The following is a 14,432-nucleotide window of genomic DNA, read 5'->3' as shown; positions in this document are numbered from 1 at the left end:
GCGCAGCGTTCGGCAAACGACGGAAGTGGGTGGGCGGGGTGGCGGCACGCAGACCGGTGGCTCTGGCAGCAGCGGTGGTCCTGGTCCTGGAGGCGGTCGGGATCGTGCTGCTCAACTGGATCCTCAGCATCGTCGTGGACAGGCAGCAGATGTCGATGGCGGGCCTGCAGCCCCGCGCGATGTCCACCGGAGCCTGGGTGGCCGGCGGCCTCTTCGGCCTGTATCTGCTGTTCTGCGCCGTCGTCCTGGTGCGCACCGCGCTGCGCGACCGCGCCCCCGGCGGCTTCGTCCGCATCGCGCTGATCAGCTGCGCGGTGGTGCACGGTGTGGCCGGTGCCCTGGCGGTCGGCCTGGTCGGCTGGGTGGCGTTCCTGGGGGCGATGGTCGTGCTGGCGCTGCTCGTCCTGACCCTGATGTCCTACGCACCGGCCGAGGACGGCGCGCGGCCGGCCACCGGCGACGGCACCCCGAACGGCGCGCCGCCCGCCCCCAGCTCGGCCTGAACTCCGCCCGGCGAACGGGCGGCCGGAAGGTCCCCGCGCGGCGGGCGGGGCGGCCGTTCCGCCCATCTGCCGCCCGCAGCGTCTGAGTTGCGAAGGTCCGCGGCGGCCTCGCCGGCGTGGGCGGGGCGTGACGACGCGCGCGTTCAGCCGTCGCTGCGGCCGCTCAGGTCCACAGGTCGGTGATCGCCACGTCCAGGTCGGCGAGGAGGCGGCGCAGGAGCGGGAGGGACAGGCCGATGACGTTGCCCGGGTCCCCGTCGATGCCGTCGATGAAGGGAGCCGAGCGGCCGTCGAGGGTGAAGGCGCCCGCGACGAAGAGCGGTTCGCCGCTCTCGACGTAAGCGGCGATCTCGGCGTCCGTGGGCTCGCCGAAGCGGACGGTGGTGGAGGCGGTGGCCGATACCTGGCGGCCGGCGGCGGTGTCGATGAGGCAGTGGCCGGTCTGCAGAACGCCGGAGCGGCCGCGCATGGACTTCCAGCGCGCCGTGGCGTCCTCGGCGTCGGCCGGCTTGCCGAGCGCCCGGCCGTCCAGCTCCAGCACCGAGTCGCAGCCCACGACGAGCGCTCCGCCGGACTCCGGGCGGGCCGCGACGGCGGCCGCCTTGGCCTCGGCCAGCACACGGGCCAGTTCGCCGGGCGTACCCGCGGTGATCGCGTCCTCGTCGACGCCGCTGACGACGACCTCCGGTGCCAGTCCTGCCTGCCGCAACAGCGCCAGGCGGGCGGGGGACTGGGAGGCGAGTACGAGGCGGCGGGGGCTGGGCTCTTCGGTCATGTCCGCCATCGTACGGAGGCCGTGCGCGGCCGGCGGCGTCCGGCGTCCGCCGGGGCCCGCTATTCGCCGAGCACGGCCTCCATGACCGACTTGGCGATCGGGCCGCCCAGCTTGCCGCCGGCGATCTCCGAGCGGGGGATGTCCATGTCCTCGGGGTCGACGAAGACGGCGACCGCGACCGGGGAACTGCCGTCGCTCTTCTTGGCGTAGGAGACGAACCAGGCATAGGGGCGTTCGTCGCCGACGTCGGCGCCGTGCTGCGCGGTGCCGGTCTTGCCGCCGACCGTGACTCCGTCGATCTTCGCCTTGGCGGCGGTGCCGTCCGAGACGGTGTACTCCATCATCTCCTGCACCTTCTTCGCGGTGCTCTCGGAGACGGCCTGCGGATCCTTCGGATTCAGCGGCGTGGGCTCGAACTTCTCCAGCGTGGACAGGTCGGGGCCGCGCAGTTCCTCGACCATGTACGGCTTCATCAGCTTGCCGTCGTTGGCGAGGCCGGCCGTGACCATCGCCATCTGCAGAGGCGTGCTGGTCAGACTGCCCTGGCCCATGCCGGTGAGCGCGGTCTGCGGCTTGTCGAGCTCGGCGGGGTAGCCGCTCGCGGCCGATCGGACCGGGGTGAACTGCTCCTTGTTGAAGCCGAACTTCTCGGCCGTCTCCCGCATCTTGTCGGTGCCCAGCCGGTGCGCGGCGTCCAGGAAGACGTTGTTGCACGACCACTGCATGCCGGTCTTCAGGGACGCCTTGTCGCAGGGGGCCGAGGCGATGTCGTTGCCGACCTGGGTGCGGGTCCCGGGAAGGGTGTACGGGGCGGGGGCTCCGGAGGAGGCGTTGATGTCGTCGACCGCGCCGTGCTCCAGGGCCGCGGCCGCCGTGAGGATCTTGAACGTCGAGCCGGGCGGATAGACCTCGCGCAGCGCCCGGTTGCTCATCGGCTTGCTCTTGTCCGCGTCGAGCTTCAGGAACCGCTTGCCCTCCGCCTCGGAGATGCCCGCGAAGTCGGAAGGGTCGTAGGACGGTGTGCTGGCCATCGCGAGGATCTTGCCGCTGCGGGGGTCGAGGGCGACCACCGCGCCCTTGGCGTGCAGGTCGGTCAGCCCCTTGTAGGCGGCCTTCTGGGCCTTCTCGTCGATGGTCGTGAGCACATCGCCGCCACGTGGCTTCTCGCCGGTGAGGATGTCCTGGGCGCGGTTGAAGAAGAGCCGGTCGTCCTTGCCGTTGAGGACCTTCTCGTAGACCCCCTCCAGGAAGCTCGGGCCCTGCGCCTGGGAGGCGTAGCCGGTGATGGGGGCGTACATCGGGCCGTTCTTGAACGTCCGCTTGTACCGGAAGTCGCCCGGGGTCGCCACGGAACCCGTGATCGGCTTGCCGCCGACGATGATGTTGCCGCGCGGGTAGGAGTAGGCCTCGATCTTGACCCGGCGGTTGTTCCCGTCGTTGGCGAGCTCCTCGCCCTGGACGAACTGCACCCATGTCGCCCGCACCAGCAGAGCGAGCACCAGCACCCCGCAGAAGACGGCTATGTGCCTCAGCGGCCTGTTCATCGCTCTCCCACTCCCGGCACGGGCACCGTGGGCCGTCTGCCCACGCCGCCGCCTGCCCGAATTACGCTCTTCGGGAGTGAAAGATGAGTTTCCTGAGGCGATGGTTGCGGGTGGGTGCTGTGAGCGTCACCTCGCCGGGAGGGGGAACCATCGACGGCCTCCGGCGCGTGGCGGGCGCCCCGCCACGGTGCTGCGCGGGGTCACCTCCCCGCGAGCAGGACCATCAACACCACCGCGGCCACGGCCAGCACGACACCCATCCGGCGGAGCTTCGCCTGCGCCTCGCGCAGCTCCTCGGGTGGCTCGTCGGGCGGATCTGACCACAGCATGACATCGATCCTGCGCCCGTTACGGCAGTGACGCCTGAGTACGCGTACTCAGGCGTCACGACGCAAAAGAACTAGTCAGTGCACTGTGCACCGATCTGTCCCGGGGGTGGTGACTCCCGGCCGCGACGCCCGGGAGTCACCGGCTGCTCAGCGCGGCCAGAAACTCGTGCGCCACGCGCGCGGCCCCGGGTGCGGCAGCCGGCGGGCCGGAATCGCCGTCGCCGGATCGGACCACTCGTTGCCCGCGGCGCTGCCGGGCTCGACGGCGGCGGCCGCCGCCGCGCGGGCCTGGACCACCGCGAGTGCGGCGGCCAGCTCCTCAGGGGTCGGGTTGCCCCGTACGACCTTGAACATCGGAATCGGCCTCCTCGGCTGGATGCTGCCGGATCAGAGCGGGATGTTGCCGTGCTTCTTCGGCGGCAGCGACTCACGCTTGTTGCGCAGCGTGCGCAGCCCCCGGACGACGTGCCGGCGGGTCTCGGACGGCATGATCACCGAGTCGACGTAGCCGCGCTCGGCCGCGACGTAGGGGTTCAGCAGCGCGTCCTCGTACTCCTGGATCAGTTCCTGGCGCCTGCTGTCCTGCTCCGCCGGGTCCTCGATCTCGGCGAGCGTGCGGCGGTAGAGGATGTTGACCGCGCCCTGCGCGCCCATGACGGCGATCTGCGCGGTCGGCCAGGCGAGGTTGAGGTCCGCGCCCAGGTGCTTGGAGCCCATGACGTCGTACGCGCCACCGAACGCCTTGCGGGTGATGATCGTGATCAGCGGGACGGTCGCCTCGGCGTAGGCGTAGATCAGCTTCGCGCCGCGCCGGATGATGCCGTCCCACTCCTGGTCGGTGCCGGGCAGGAAGCCGGGCACGTCCACGAAGGTCAGCACGGGAATGTTGTACGCGTCGCAGGTCCGCACGAACCGCGCGGCCTTCTCGCTCGCCTTGATGTCCAGGATCCCGGCGAACTGCATCGGCTGATTGGCGACGATGCCCACCGAATGGCCCTCGACACGGCCGTAGCCGGTGAGCATGTTCGGTGCGTACAGCGCCTGGGTCTCCAGGAACTCGCCGTCGTCCAGCACATGCTCGACGGCGCTGAGCATGTCGTACGGCTGGTTCGCGGAGTCCGGGATCAGGACGTCCAGCTCGCGGTCGTGGTCCGAGGTCTCCAGGTCGGCCTCCTCGGGGAAGGCCGGCGGCTCGGAGAGGTTGTTCGAGGGCAGGTAGGACAGCAGCGCCTTGATGTAGTCGATGGCGTCCTTCTCGTCACCCGCCATGTGGTGCGCCACGCCCGAGGTGCTGTTGTGCGTCCGGGCGCCGCCCAGCTCCTCGAAGCCCACGTCCTCGCCGGTGACGGTCTTGATGACGTCCGGGCCGGTGATGAACATGTGCGACGTCTGGTCGACCATGACGGTGAAGTCCGTGATCGCCGGGGAGTAGACCGCGCCGCCCGCACACGGGCCGACGATCAGCGAGATCTGCGGGATCACGCCCGAGGCATGGGTGTTGCGGCGGAAGATCTCGCCGTACATGCCCAGCGAGACGACGCCCTCCTGGATGCGCGCGCCACCGGAGTCGTTGATGCCGATGACCGGGCAGCCGTTCTTCAGGGCGAAGTCCATGACCTTGACGATCTTCTCGCCGAAGACGCCGCCGAGCGCGCCGCCGAAGACCGTGAAGTCCTGGGAGAACACCGCGACGGGGCGGCCGTCGACCGTGCCGTAGCCGGTGACCACGCCATCGCCGTACGGGCGGTTCTGCTCAAGGCCGAAGTTCGTCGAGCGGTGCCGGGCGAACTCGTCCAGCTCGACGAACGAGCCCTCGTCCAGAAGCAGATCGATGCGCTCACGCGCCGTCAGCTTCCCCTTTGCGTGCTGCTTTTCCACCGCACGGGCGGAACCGGCGTGGGTGGCTTCATCGATCCGCCGCTGCAGATCCGCCAATTTGCCCGCGGTGGTGTGGATGTTTGCTTCCGGCTCGGACATCGGGATGCGGCTCCTGCTCGTCCTGGACTGGTGCTCGTACGGAGAGTGATACGGGGTGGGCTACCGCCTCGTAGCGTATCGGCGGGACTGCTCTGAGGCACTGCGTCGTTGACCACACCTAGGCTGGGCCCATGACGCCTCAACCACCGGAAAACCGGGACAAAGATGGCCGCCCCTCGGCCGGGGACGGCGGTTCCGGAGCTGCCGGCGCCGGCCGCTGGAGCGACCTGGAGCGCCCGCCCCTGAACGCCACGGCCCTGCGCCGGGCCCTCCTGCGTCCCGAGACGATGTGGACCGGCCTCGACATCGTCACCAGCACCGGCTCGACCAACACCGACCTCGCGGAACGGGCCGCGGCGGGCCTGGCCGAGGGGGCGGTGCTCGTCGCCGAGGAGCAGACGGCGGGCCGCGGCCGGCTGGACCGCCGCTGGTCCGCGCCGCCCCGCTCCGGGCTCTTCTTCTCCGTCTACCTGACGCCGCGCGTGCCGCAGGAGCGCTGGGGCTGGCTGCCGCTGCTCACCGGCGTCGCCACCGCCGCCGCGCTCTCCCGCGAGGCCGGCGTCGACACGGCGCTCAAATGGCCCAACGACCTGCTGGTGACCGTCGACGGTGACGAGCGCAAGGCCGGCGGCATCCTCGCCGAGCGGGCCGGCGAGGGCGTGGTCGTCGGCATCGGCCTCAATGTCTCGCTGCACGAGCGGGAGCTGCCGGTGCCCACCGCGGGCTCCCTCGCGCTCGCCGGGGCGCACAACACCGATCGCGACACGCTGCTGCGGGCCGTCCTGCGGTCGTTCGCGCACTGGTACGGCGAGTGGCAGGCGGCGGCCGGCGACCCCGTGGCCAGCCATCTCCAGGAGGCGTACGCGGCGGGCTGCGCCACGCTGGGCCGGACCGTACGCGCCGAACTCCCCGGCGACACCGCGATCGTCGGCGAGGCCGTGGCCATCGACGGCGACGGCCGTCTGGTTCTGGCGACCGGCGACGGCGTCCAGCAGCCGGTGGGAGCGGGCGACATCGTTCATCTGCGCCCGGCGGGGGGCGGGGGCGACGGCGGTGGGGGCGGCGCACCGTCGAGCTGAGCGTCCGCGTGCGCTCGGGCCGGAGCCGTGCGGTGTCCTGCGGGGGCGCACAGGGCACGCGGCCACGACCCGGGCCCGCGCTGGCCTCGTCCGGCGGGCATACGCACCGAACGGCCGCACCCGTCTCCCGGACTTTCGTGGCCGCGGTGGGCCGCGCCTCGCGGCCCCGCCGCCCCTGTGCCCGGCGCGCCGACGCGTCAAGACCCCTTCCGTGGTCAGAGCGGACATGTGAGAGTGAGCCACAGCACACCTGCCGTATCGTTGAGGCGGTTCGCCAGGGAGCGGACCTCGGGCGAGCAGTGATCGGAAGGGCAGTGCGCAGGGATCGGACAGGGAGCGGCCGGTGAACGCCGACGACTCGGGCGCCACCCCGCGCGATACGGAAACCGATGATGCGGACGGTGCCGCGGGCGCCGATCCCACCACCGGCGACCCCGCAGGGGACGAGGAGCACGGCGACAACGACGAGAACAACATCGCCGTCCGCCTCGAACAACTCATCCTCGGAGCCGACCGGCGCTACACGCCCTTCCAGGCGGCCCGTAGCGCCGGCGTCTCGATGGATCTCGCGGCCCGCTTCTGGCGTGCCATGGGCTTCGCCGACATCGGCCAGGTCAAGGCGCTCACCGAGGCCGATGTGCTGGCGCTGCGGCGGCTGGCCGGTCTCGTGGAGGCGGGGCTGCTGAGCGAGGCGATGGCCGTACAGGTCGCCCGTTCCACCGGCCAGACCACTGCCCGCCTCGCCGACTGGCAGATCGACTCCTTCCTGGAGGGGCTGACCGAGCCGCAGGACTCCGGGCTGACGCGTACGGAGATCACCTATCCGCTGGTCGAGCTGCTGCTCCCGGAGCTGGAGGAGTTCCTCGTCTACGTCTGGCGGCGGCAGCTCGCCGCGGCCACCGGCCGGGTCGTGCGCGCCCAGGACGACGAGGAGATGGTCGACCGGCGGCTGGCCGTCGGCTTCGCGGACCTGGTGGGCTTCACCCGCCTGACCCGCCGGCTGGAGGAGGAGGAACTCGGCGAGCTGGTGGAGGCGTTCGAGACCACCTGCTCCGATCTGGTGGCGGCGCACGGCGGCCGGCTCATCAAGACCCTCGGCGACGAGGTCCTCTACGCGGCCGACGACGCGGGTCTGGCCGCCGAGATCGGGCTGCGGCTGATCGAGACCATGGCGAACGACGAGACCATGCCCGAGCTGCGGGTCGGCATCGCGTTCGGCACGGTCACCACGCGGATGGGCGATGTCTTCGGCACGACCGTGAACCTCGCCAGCCGGCTCACGTCGATAGCGCCGAAGGACACCGTGCTGGTGGACGAGGCGTTCGCGGAGGAGCTGGGGCGTACCGGCGATGCGCCGGTGTCCGAGGCGGAGGCCGCGGCCGCGGAGAAGGCCGCGCGGGAGAGCGGGGGCAGCCCGCCGCCGTCGTACCGCTTCGCGTTGCAGCCGATGTGGCAGCGCCCCGTCCGTGGCCTCGGCGTCATCGAGCCGTGGCTGCTCAGCCGAAGGGGCTGAACGACCCTTCCTGGTCCCGCCGGGCCGCGACCTGACATGATCCCGGTCAGTCAGGTCAACGGTCGTTAACCGGGAGGGCTGTATGCAACGGTTCGGGGAATTCGTCGGCGTGGACCGGCACGGTTTCGTGGCGGAACTCGTCATGGACCGTCCGAAGGCGATGAACGCGGTCTCGACGGCGATGGCCGACAGTCTGTCCGAGGCGTGTGCCGAACTGGCCGCGGACAGCTCCGTGCGGGCGGTGGTGCTCAGCTCCACCCATGAACGGGCGTTCTGCGTGGGCGCCGACCTCAAGGAGCGGAACTCCTTCACGGACGCGGACCTGATGCGTCAGCGCCCGCACACCCGCGCCGCGTACACGGGCGTTCTGGAGCTGCCGATGCCGACCATCGCGGCGGTGCACGGCTTCGCGCTGGGCGGGGGCTTCGAGCTGGCGCTGGCCTGCGATCTGATCGTCGCGGACGGTACGGCCGTGGTCGGCCTGCCGGAGGTGTCGGTGGGTGTCATTCCCGGGGGCGGGGGCACGCAGCTGCTGCCGCGCCGGGTGGGTGCGGCGCGGGCGGCCGAGCTGGTCTTCACCGCGCGGCGGGTGCCGGCGGCCGAGGCCGGGGGGCTGGGCCTGGTCGACCAGGTCGTGGCGGACGGCCAGGACCGCGCGGAGGCGCTGGCGCTGGCGGCCCGCATCGCCCGTAATTCGCCGGTCGGCCTGCGGGCGGCCAAGCGCGCGATGCGGCTCGGGCACGGGCTGGATCTGCGTGCGGGGCTGGACCTGGAGGACGGCGCCTGGCGGAGCGTGGCCTTCTCCGGGGACCGGGCGGAGGGCGTCGCGGCGTTCAACGAGAAGCGTGACCCGGACTGGCCGGGGGAGTAGGCAGGGCCGGATGGCCCCTTCGGTGGCTGTGGCCGGGTGCCCGCGCGGGGTGCCCGGCCGCTGCCGTACGGGCCGAGCGGGCGCGCCACGGTGCGTCCGGTGACGGTGGCGTGGGGTGAGGGCGCGGTGGTCTCAAGGATGACGCAGACGTGTAGTGCGTACGGAAAGGGGCGAATCGGGTTAAACATTCCTACGCTGTAGTACAGGGTGTGCTCACGGTGACGGAATGTGAGGGTCCGGTGGCGGGCGAGGGTGCGGGCGATGCGAGGCTGCGGGCCGTGGTGGAGCTGGCGCAGGCGATGGCGGCCGCGCATACTCCGCGCGAATCGGCGCACGCCGCGGCGCAGGGGGTGCGGCTGGCCCTGGGGGGCTCGTTCGCGGCGATCTCGAAGTGGGAGCGCGAGCGGGGCAAACTGCGGGTGCTGGTCAATGTCGGCGAACTCGCCGAGGACGAACGGGAGTTCCCGGACAACGAGTCATATCCGGTGCACGAGTTCCCCGAGATCGTCAATTTTCTGCACGAGCGGTGGGCGGGTGGCGGCGAACCCAACGCCTGGGTGGAGACCGCGAACGGGCCCTTCGACGACGGCTTCCACAACCGCCAGCGGGTGGCCGCGCTGCGCCGCCGCGGCCGTGGGTGCTGTGTGGTCGCGCCGATCGTGCTGCACGGCAGGGCCTGGGGCGAGCTGTATGTGGCGCGACCCGACGGCGAGACGGTCTTCAACCGGGCGGACGCCGATTTCGCGACCGTGCTGGCCGCGGTGACGGCCGCCGGCATCGCGCAGACGGAACGGCTCGCGGAGGCGCGCCGGCTCGCCTTCACCGACGCGCTGACCGGCCTCGCCAACCGGCGTGCCGTGGACATGCGACTGGACGAGGCGCTGGAGCTGCACCGCAGGGACGGTGCGGTGGTCAGCCTGGTGGTGTGCGACCTCAACGGGCTGAAGCGGGTGAACGACTCGCGGGGCCACGCGGTCGGCGACCGTCTGCTGGAACGTTTCGGCTCGGTGCTCTCGCTGTGCGGGGCGATGCTCCCCGGAACGCTCGCGGCCCGGCTCGGCGGGGACGAGTTCTGTCTGCTCGCGGTCGGCCCGCCGTCCGACGAGGTGGTGAAGGTGGCGGGTGAACTGTGCGAACGCGCGGGGGAGTTGGACCTCGGCGAAGGGGTCGCGGTGGGCGTCGCCTCGACCGGTGATCCGATCGGCCCGGTGCGCAGCGCCCGCCGGCTCTTCCGGCTGGCGGACGCCGCGCAGTACCGGGCCAAGGCGGCGCGGACGGGCGAGCCGGTGATCGCCGGGCGGCACGGCGGCGAGGACGACCCGGTCGTACGGCTGGCGGACACCCCGGAGCGGCGGCAGGGTACGGAGCGCCGACGGTTCCGGAGGTGAGGTGTTCGGTGAGAGCGCGGTGGGTTTTCGGCGGGGCGCCCGGTGGGGCTTGTGGTGGGTGCCGGTGGGGGTTCCGGCCGGGTTTCCTCCGGGGCGTCCGGGGTGGGCTTTCGGGCGGGGTGTTCTTCAGGGGGCCGCTCGGCGGGTCGTGTTGCCGGTCCGCCGGCGCGGATCCGTGCAGGTCGCCGGGTGGGTAAGGGGTGATCCCCAAATCCGGTGGTGACATCCGGCGATTCAGTCTCTAGGGTGCCTGAATATGGATATGCACACTGTGGTGCTCGGGACGTCCGGCACGACCGCACAGGACGTCATCGCGGTGGCCCGCGGCGCCGCCAGGATCGAGCTGTCCGAGGAGACCCTCGCGGCCGTCGCCACCTCCCGCGCTTTCATCGACGACCTCGCCGCCAAGCCGGACCCCGTGTACGGCGTCTCCACCGGTTTCGGCGCGCTGGCCGTACGGCACATCAGCCCCGAGCTGCGCGCCCAGCTCCAGCGCAACATCGTCCGCTCGCACGCGGCCGGGATGGGCCCCCGCGTGGAGCGCGAGGTCGTGCGCGCGCTGATGTTCCTGCGCCTGAAGACCCTGGCCTCCGGGCGGACCGGCGTCCGCCCGCTCGTCGTCGAGACGATGACCGCCCTGCTCAACACCGGCATCACCCCGGTGGTGCACGAGTACGGCTCGCTGGGCTGCTCCGGAGACCTCGCGCCGCTCTCGCACTGCGCGCTGACCCTGATGGGCGAGGGCGACGCCGAGGGCCCCGACGGCGTCGTCCGGCCCGCCGGTGAGCTGCTGGCCGCACACGGCATCGAGCCCGTCGAGCTGCGCGAGAAGGAGGGGCTGGCGCTCCTCAACGGCACCGACGGCATGCTCGGCATGCTCGTGATGGCCTGCGCCGACCTCGCCCGGCTCCTCACCTCCGCGGACATCACCGCCGCGCTCTCCCTGGAGGCGCTGCTCGGCACGGACAAGGTTCTCGCGCCCGAGCTGCACGCCATCCGCCCGCACCCCGGCCAGGCCACCTCGGCCGCCAACATGCTCAAGGTGCTGGACGGTTCGGGCTTCACCGGCCACCACCAGGACGACGCGCCGCGCGTCCAGGACGCCTACTCGATCCGCTGCGCCCCGCAGGTCGCGGGCGCCGGCCGGGACACCCTCGACCACGCCCGGCTCGTCGCCGACCGCGAGCTGGCCGCAGCGGTCGACAATCCGGTCGTGCTGCCCGACGGACGTGTCGAGTCCAACGGCAACTTCCACGGCGCACCGGTCGCCTATGTCCTGGACTTCCTCGCCATCGCCGCGGCCGACCTCGGTTCCATCGCGGAGCGCCGTACGGACCGCCTGCTGGACAAGAACCGCTCGCACGGACTGCCCGCCTTCCTGGCCGGCGACCCGGGCGTCGACTCGGGCCTGATGATCGCCCAGTACACGCAGGCGGCGCTGGTCAGCGAGCTGAAGCGGCTGGCCGCGCCCGCGTCGGTGGACTCCATCCCGTCCTCCGCCATGCAGGAGGACCATGTCTCGATGGGCTGGTCGGCCGCCCGGAAGCTGCGCACCGCGGTCGACAACCTGACCCGGGTCATCGCCGTCGAGCTCTACGCGGCGACGCGTGCCGTCGAGATGCGTGAGGGGCTGACGCCGGCCCCCGCCACCCGAGCGGTGGTGGACGCGGTCCGCGCCGCGGGCATCCAGGGCCCGGGTGAGGACCGCTTCCTGGCGCCGGACCTGGAGGGCGCGTACGCGTTCGTGCGGGCCGGGAAGCTGGTCGAGGCCGTGGAGTCGGTCACGGGCGAGCTGGCCTGACGGTCCCGCTCGATGGGCACGGGCCGGGCGCGATGCGCTCGGCCCGCGGCCGTTTTTTGCCCCGTTCCGGCCCCCGCTGCCGTCCGTGCGGGGGCGTGGGCCCGTTTGCTCAGGCGACGCCGCGGGTGCGCTGGAGGGAGTAGCTGACCAGGCCGGCGCCGAGGGCGAGGCAGGCGACGCCGCCGATCACATAGGGCGTGGTGTCCGGGCTGCCGGTGTCGGCCAGGAAACGCTGGGGTGCCGCGGCGGCGGCCGACCGGGCGGTCGCGGCCCGGCTGCCGGCCTGCTGTGCGGCGGCACCGGCGCGTTCCGCGCCCTCGGACGCCGCCGGCTGCTGCGCCGCCCGCAGGCGGGAATGCGTCACCCCGTCCTCGCCCACGATGGCGTTCGCGGACGGTACGAACCACAGGGCGAACAGCACCGATCCCGCGGCAGCGGCGGTCAGCAGTGGTCGACGTGCGGTCACGGAGCGATCCCCCTTGTGGGTTCGGCGAATTGGCCGGTGATCGCAGATGTTAGTGACCGCCGCGGGTCGCGGGGAAGTCGGGACCCGGACATGCTTACGCTCCGTGGTATGAGCAATGGTGAGGCATCACGTTTTGTACGGCTTCATGTCGAGCTGGTCCTGGAGATCACCGACACCGGCGAGCTGACCGGCGCGGCCATGGACCACATCGGCGGCGATCCCGCCCTGCCGGAGGAGGAGCGCGGGCAGGCCCTGGAGACGGTCAAGGAGGATCCCGCGGAGGCGCTTGCGCATCTCGTCGACCCGTTCGACCTCGTCAACGCCGTACCGGGCACCGAACTGGCGCAGGCGTCCTGGAGCAGCGAGGAGCTGACCGACTACGACCCGGAGGCCGAGTGGGACGCGGCGGAGTGGGATCTGGCCGATGACGCGGTAGAGCGGTAGAGGGGACCTGACCCGCCGGGGCCGGGCCGCCCCGGCCGCCCGGCCCCGGGCGTCCCGCTGTCCCGCATTCCGGGATCCCGATCGCCGGAAGTTCCCGGGCCGACCGTCCCCCCCCGGTGTCCGATTCCGCGCACCCCGTGGTGCGCGACAACCCCTGCGGATGACAAACCCGCTGGTCACGACCCCTGTGCGGCTGCTCGCCGCGCAGGGGTCGACCACGTTCGGGGCCGGGTGTCCTTCCCCACACCTTTCGCATGCATGGAACGGGCGAAACGGAAAAGACGTTCATAAGACGTCGGCCGGAATGCCTGCGTCCAGTCGTCAACTCGGGGGAGTTGAGGATCGCAACGATGGGAATGTGTGTAATGACGGACAGTAAGCGCCGCAAGGGCCTCATAGCCACTGCCGTGCTGGTCGGGGGCGCCATCACGCTCTCGGCGTGCGGCGACGGCGGGGGCAGCGGGGGGACCGGTGGCGGCGAAGCCCGGCACGACACGTCTCAGCAGGTGGATGCGGCGGCCGCGAAGGACGCCTCGAAGGCCAAGATCAAGATTTCACCCGAGGACGGCACGACCAACGCCGGCATCAACGGTGACGCCAGGGTGACCGCCAGTGGCGGAAAGCTCACCGACGTCACCATGACCGCCGTCGAATCCGACGAGACCGTCCAGGGCACCCTGTCCGCCGACGGTTCCTCCTGGAAGCCCGACGCCCCGCTGTCCCGCGCGACGAAGTACAAGGTCACCGCGCACGCGGTGGACTCCAAGAAGCGCAAGGCGGTGGAGAACTCCAGCTTCACCACGGTCTCCTCGGCCAACAGCTTCATCGGAAACTTCACGCCGGAGGACGGCTCGACCGTCGGCGTCGGCATGCCGGTGTCGCTGAACTTCGACAAGCCGGTGAAGAACAAGAAGGAAGTCGAGTCCGCGATCAAGGTCGCGTCGAGCAGCAACCAGAAGGTCGTGGGCCACTGGTTCGACGACACCCGCCTGGACTTCCGCCCCCAGGAGTACTGGAAGGCGAACTCCAAGGTCACCATGAAGCTCGGCCTGGACGACGTCGAGGCGTCGCCCGGCGTCAAGGGCATCCAGAACAAGACCGTCAGCTTCGACGTCGGCCACTCGCAGGTCAGCACCGTCGACACCAAGGCGCACGAGATGACCGTGGTCCGCGACGGCAAGACCGTCAAGACCATCCCGATATCGGCCGGCGGCGAGGAGAACCCGACCTACAACGGCCAGATGGTCATCTCGGAGCGGTTCAAGCAGACCCGCATGGACGGCTCCACGGTCGGCTTCAAGAAGAAGGACGGCAAGGGCGAGTACGACATCCCCGACGTCCCGCACGCCATGCGCCTGTCGGCGTCCGGCACCTTCATCCACGGCAACTACTGGGGCAAGGGCATCTTCGGCAAGGCGAACACCAGCCACGGCTGCATCGGCATGGAGGACGCCAAGGGCGCGGACGACTCCACCACGGACGGCGCGTGGTTCTTCGACCACTCGCAGCTCGGTGACGTGGTCAACGTCGTCAACTCCCCGGACAAGACCGTCAAGCCCGACAACGGCCTCAACGGCTGGAACATGGACTGGTCGCAGTGGGTGGCCGGCAGCGCGCTGCAGTCGCAGGGCACCAACTGAAGCAACCCGGCCGCCGGTTGGCCGGTAAGAGCCGAAAATCATGACGCACAGTGACCGACGCCCGGTGATGCCGATAAATGCGGCGCACCGGGCGTCGGCGCT

Annotated in this window: 14 protein-coding genes; 8 read left to right on the top strand and 6 right to left on the bottom strand. The window is 71.4% G+C overall.

Annotated features, from left to right (window positions below; genetic code table 11):
- The first annotated feature begins 29 nt into the window (after positions 1 to 29).
- Positions 30 to 503 carry a hypothetical protein gene (locus tag QOM21_RS13950; protein ID WP_407550217.1) on the top strand — a complete coding sequence of 158 codons (474 nt, stop codon included), beginning with the start codon at positions 30 to 32 and terminating at the stop codon, positions 501 to 503.
- Between the two features lie 163 nt (positions 504 to 666).
- Here the strand turns inward: QOM21_RS13950 and QOM21_RS13945 are convergent, their stop codons facing one another.
- From QOM21_RS13945 to QOM21_RS13925, 5 genes are all read right to left on the bottom strand, one after another.
- On the bottom strand, positions 667 to 1,278 hold the full coding sequence (locus tag QOM21_RS13945; RefSeq protein WP_407550216.1) for a nucleoside triphosphate pyrophosphatase: 612 nt from the start codon (positions 1,276 to 1,278) through the stop codon (positions 667 to 669).
- 59 nt (positions 1,279 to 1,337) lie between these two features.
- Positions 1,338 to 2,822 carry a peptidoglycan D,D-transpeptidase FtsI family protein gene (locus QOM21_RS13940; RefSeq protein WP_407550215.1) on the bottom strand — a complete coding sequence of 495 codons (1,485 nt, stop codon included), beginning with the start codon at positions 2,820 to 2,822 and terminating at the stop codon, positions 1,338 to 1,340.
- 200 nt (positions 2,823 to 3,022) lie between these two features.
- Positions 3,023 to 3,151 (bottom strand): morphogenic membrane protein MmpB, encoded by a 129-nt coding sequence (mmpB, locus tag QOM21_RS13935; RefSeq protein WP_393894533.1) that lies wholly within the window; start codon positions 3,149 to 3,151, stop codon positions 3,023 to 3,025.
- A 147-nt stretch (positions 3,152 to 3,298) separates the two neighbouring features.
- Positions 3,299 to 3,505, bottom strand: coding sequence for an acyl-CoA carboxylase subunit epsilon (locus tag QOM21_RS13930; RefSeq protein ID WP_407550214.1), 207 nt, complete (start codon positions 3,503 to 3,505; stop codon positions 3,299 to 3,301).
- 33 nt (positions 3,506 to 3,538) lie between these two features.
- Positions 3,539 to 5,128, bottom strand: coding sequence for an acyl-CoA carboxylase subunit beta (locus QOM21_RS13925; RefSeq protein ID WP_407550213.1), 1,590 nt, complete (start codon positions 5,126 to 5,128; stop codon positions 3,539 to 3,541).
- A gap of 131 nt (positions 5,129 to 5,259) precedes the next feature.
- Here QOM21_RS13925 and QOM21_RS13920 point away from each other — a divergent pair, with 131 nt between their 5' ends.
- The 5 genes from QOM21_RS13920 to hutH all read left to right on the top strand — a co-directional run bounded on the left by QOM21_RS13920 (position 5,260) and on the right by hutH (position 11,780).
- Positions 5,260 to 6,207: a biotin--[acetyl-CoA-carboxylase] ligase gene (locus QOM21_RS13920; RefSeq protein WP_407550212.1), complete on the top strand. Its 948-nt coding sequence runs from the start codon at positions 5,260 to 5,262 to the stop codon at positions 6,205 to 6,207.
- 343 nt (positions 6,208 to 6,550) lie between these two features.
- Entirely contained in the window at positions 6,551 to 7,720 is a 1,170-nt protein-coding gene (locus QOM21_RS13915; RefSeq protein ID WP_407550211.1) for an adenylate/guanylate cyclase domain-containing protein, read from the top strand.
- 82 nt (positions 7,721 to 7,802) lie between these two features.
- The gene (locus QOM21_RS13910) at positions 7,803 to 8,591 is read left to right on the top strand and encodes an enoyl-CoA hydratase/isomerase family protein (protein WP_407550210.1); all 789 of its coding nucleotides are present in this window, start codon (positions 7,803 to 7,805) and stop codon (positions 8,589 to 8,591) included.
- 299 nt (positions 8,592 to 8,890) lie between these two features.
- Positions 8,891 to 9,979, top strand: coding sequence for a diguanylate cyclase domain-containing protein (locus tag QOM21_RS13905; protein ID WP_407555667.1), 1,089 nt, complete (start codon positions 8,891 to 8,893; stop codon positions 9,977 to 9,979).
- Positions 9,980 to 10,235: 256 nt separating this feature from the next.
- Positions 10,236 to 11,780 carry a histidine ammonia-lyase gene (hutH, locus tag QOM21_RS13900; RefSeq protein WP_407550209.1) on the top strand — a complete coding sequence of 515 codons (1,545 nt, stop codon included), beginning with the start codon at positions 10,236 to 10,238 and terminating at the stop codon, positions 11,778 to 11,780.
- Positions 11,781 to 11,889: 109 nt separating this feature from the next.
- On the opposite strand, the gene QOM21_RS13895 is transcribed toward hutH, so the two are convergent.
- On the bottom strand, positions 11,890 to 12,246 hold the full coding sequence (locus QOM21_RS13895) for a hypothetical protein (RefSeq protein WP_407550208.1): 357 nt from the start codon (positions 12,244 to 12,246) through the stop codon (positions 11,890 to 11,892).
- 108 nt (positions 12,247 to 12,354) lie between these two features.
- Here QOM21_RS13895 and QOM21_RS13890 point away from each other — a divergent pair, with 108 nt between their 5' ends.
- On the top strand, positions 12,355 to 12,690 hold the full coding sequence (locus tag QOM21_RS13890; RefSeq protein WP_407550207.1) for a hypothetical protein: 336 nt from the start codon (positions 12,355 to 12,357) through the stop codon (positions 12,688 to 12,690).
- A 365-nt stretch (positions 12,691 to 13,055) separates the two neighbouring features.
- The gene (locus QOM21_RS13885) at positions 13,056 to 14,330 is read left to right on the top strand and encodes an Ig-like domain-containing protein (protein WP_407550206.1); all 1,275 of its coding nucleotides are present in this window, start codon (positions 13,056 to 13,058) and stop codon (positions 14,328 to 14,330) included.
- Positions 14,331 to 14,432 lie beyond the last annotated feature (102 nt).

This window comes from Streptomyces sp. Pv4-95 (assembly GCF_045782725.1).
Lineage (GTDB): Bacteria > Actinomycetota > Actinomycetes > Streptomycetales > Streptomycetaceae > Streptomyces.
The sequence above is the reverse complement of the archived record's forward strand: the minus strand, read 5'-3'. Positions and strand labels throughout refer to the sequence as shown.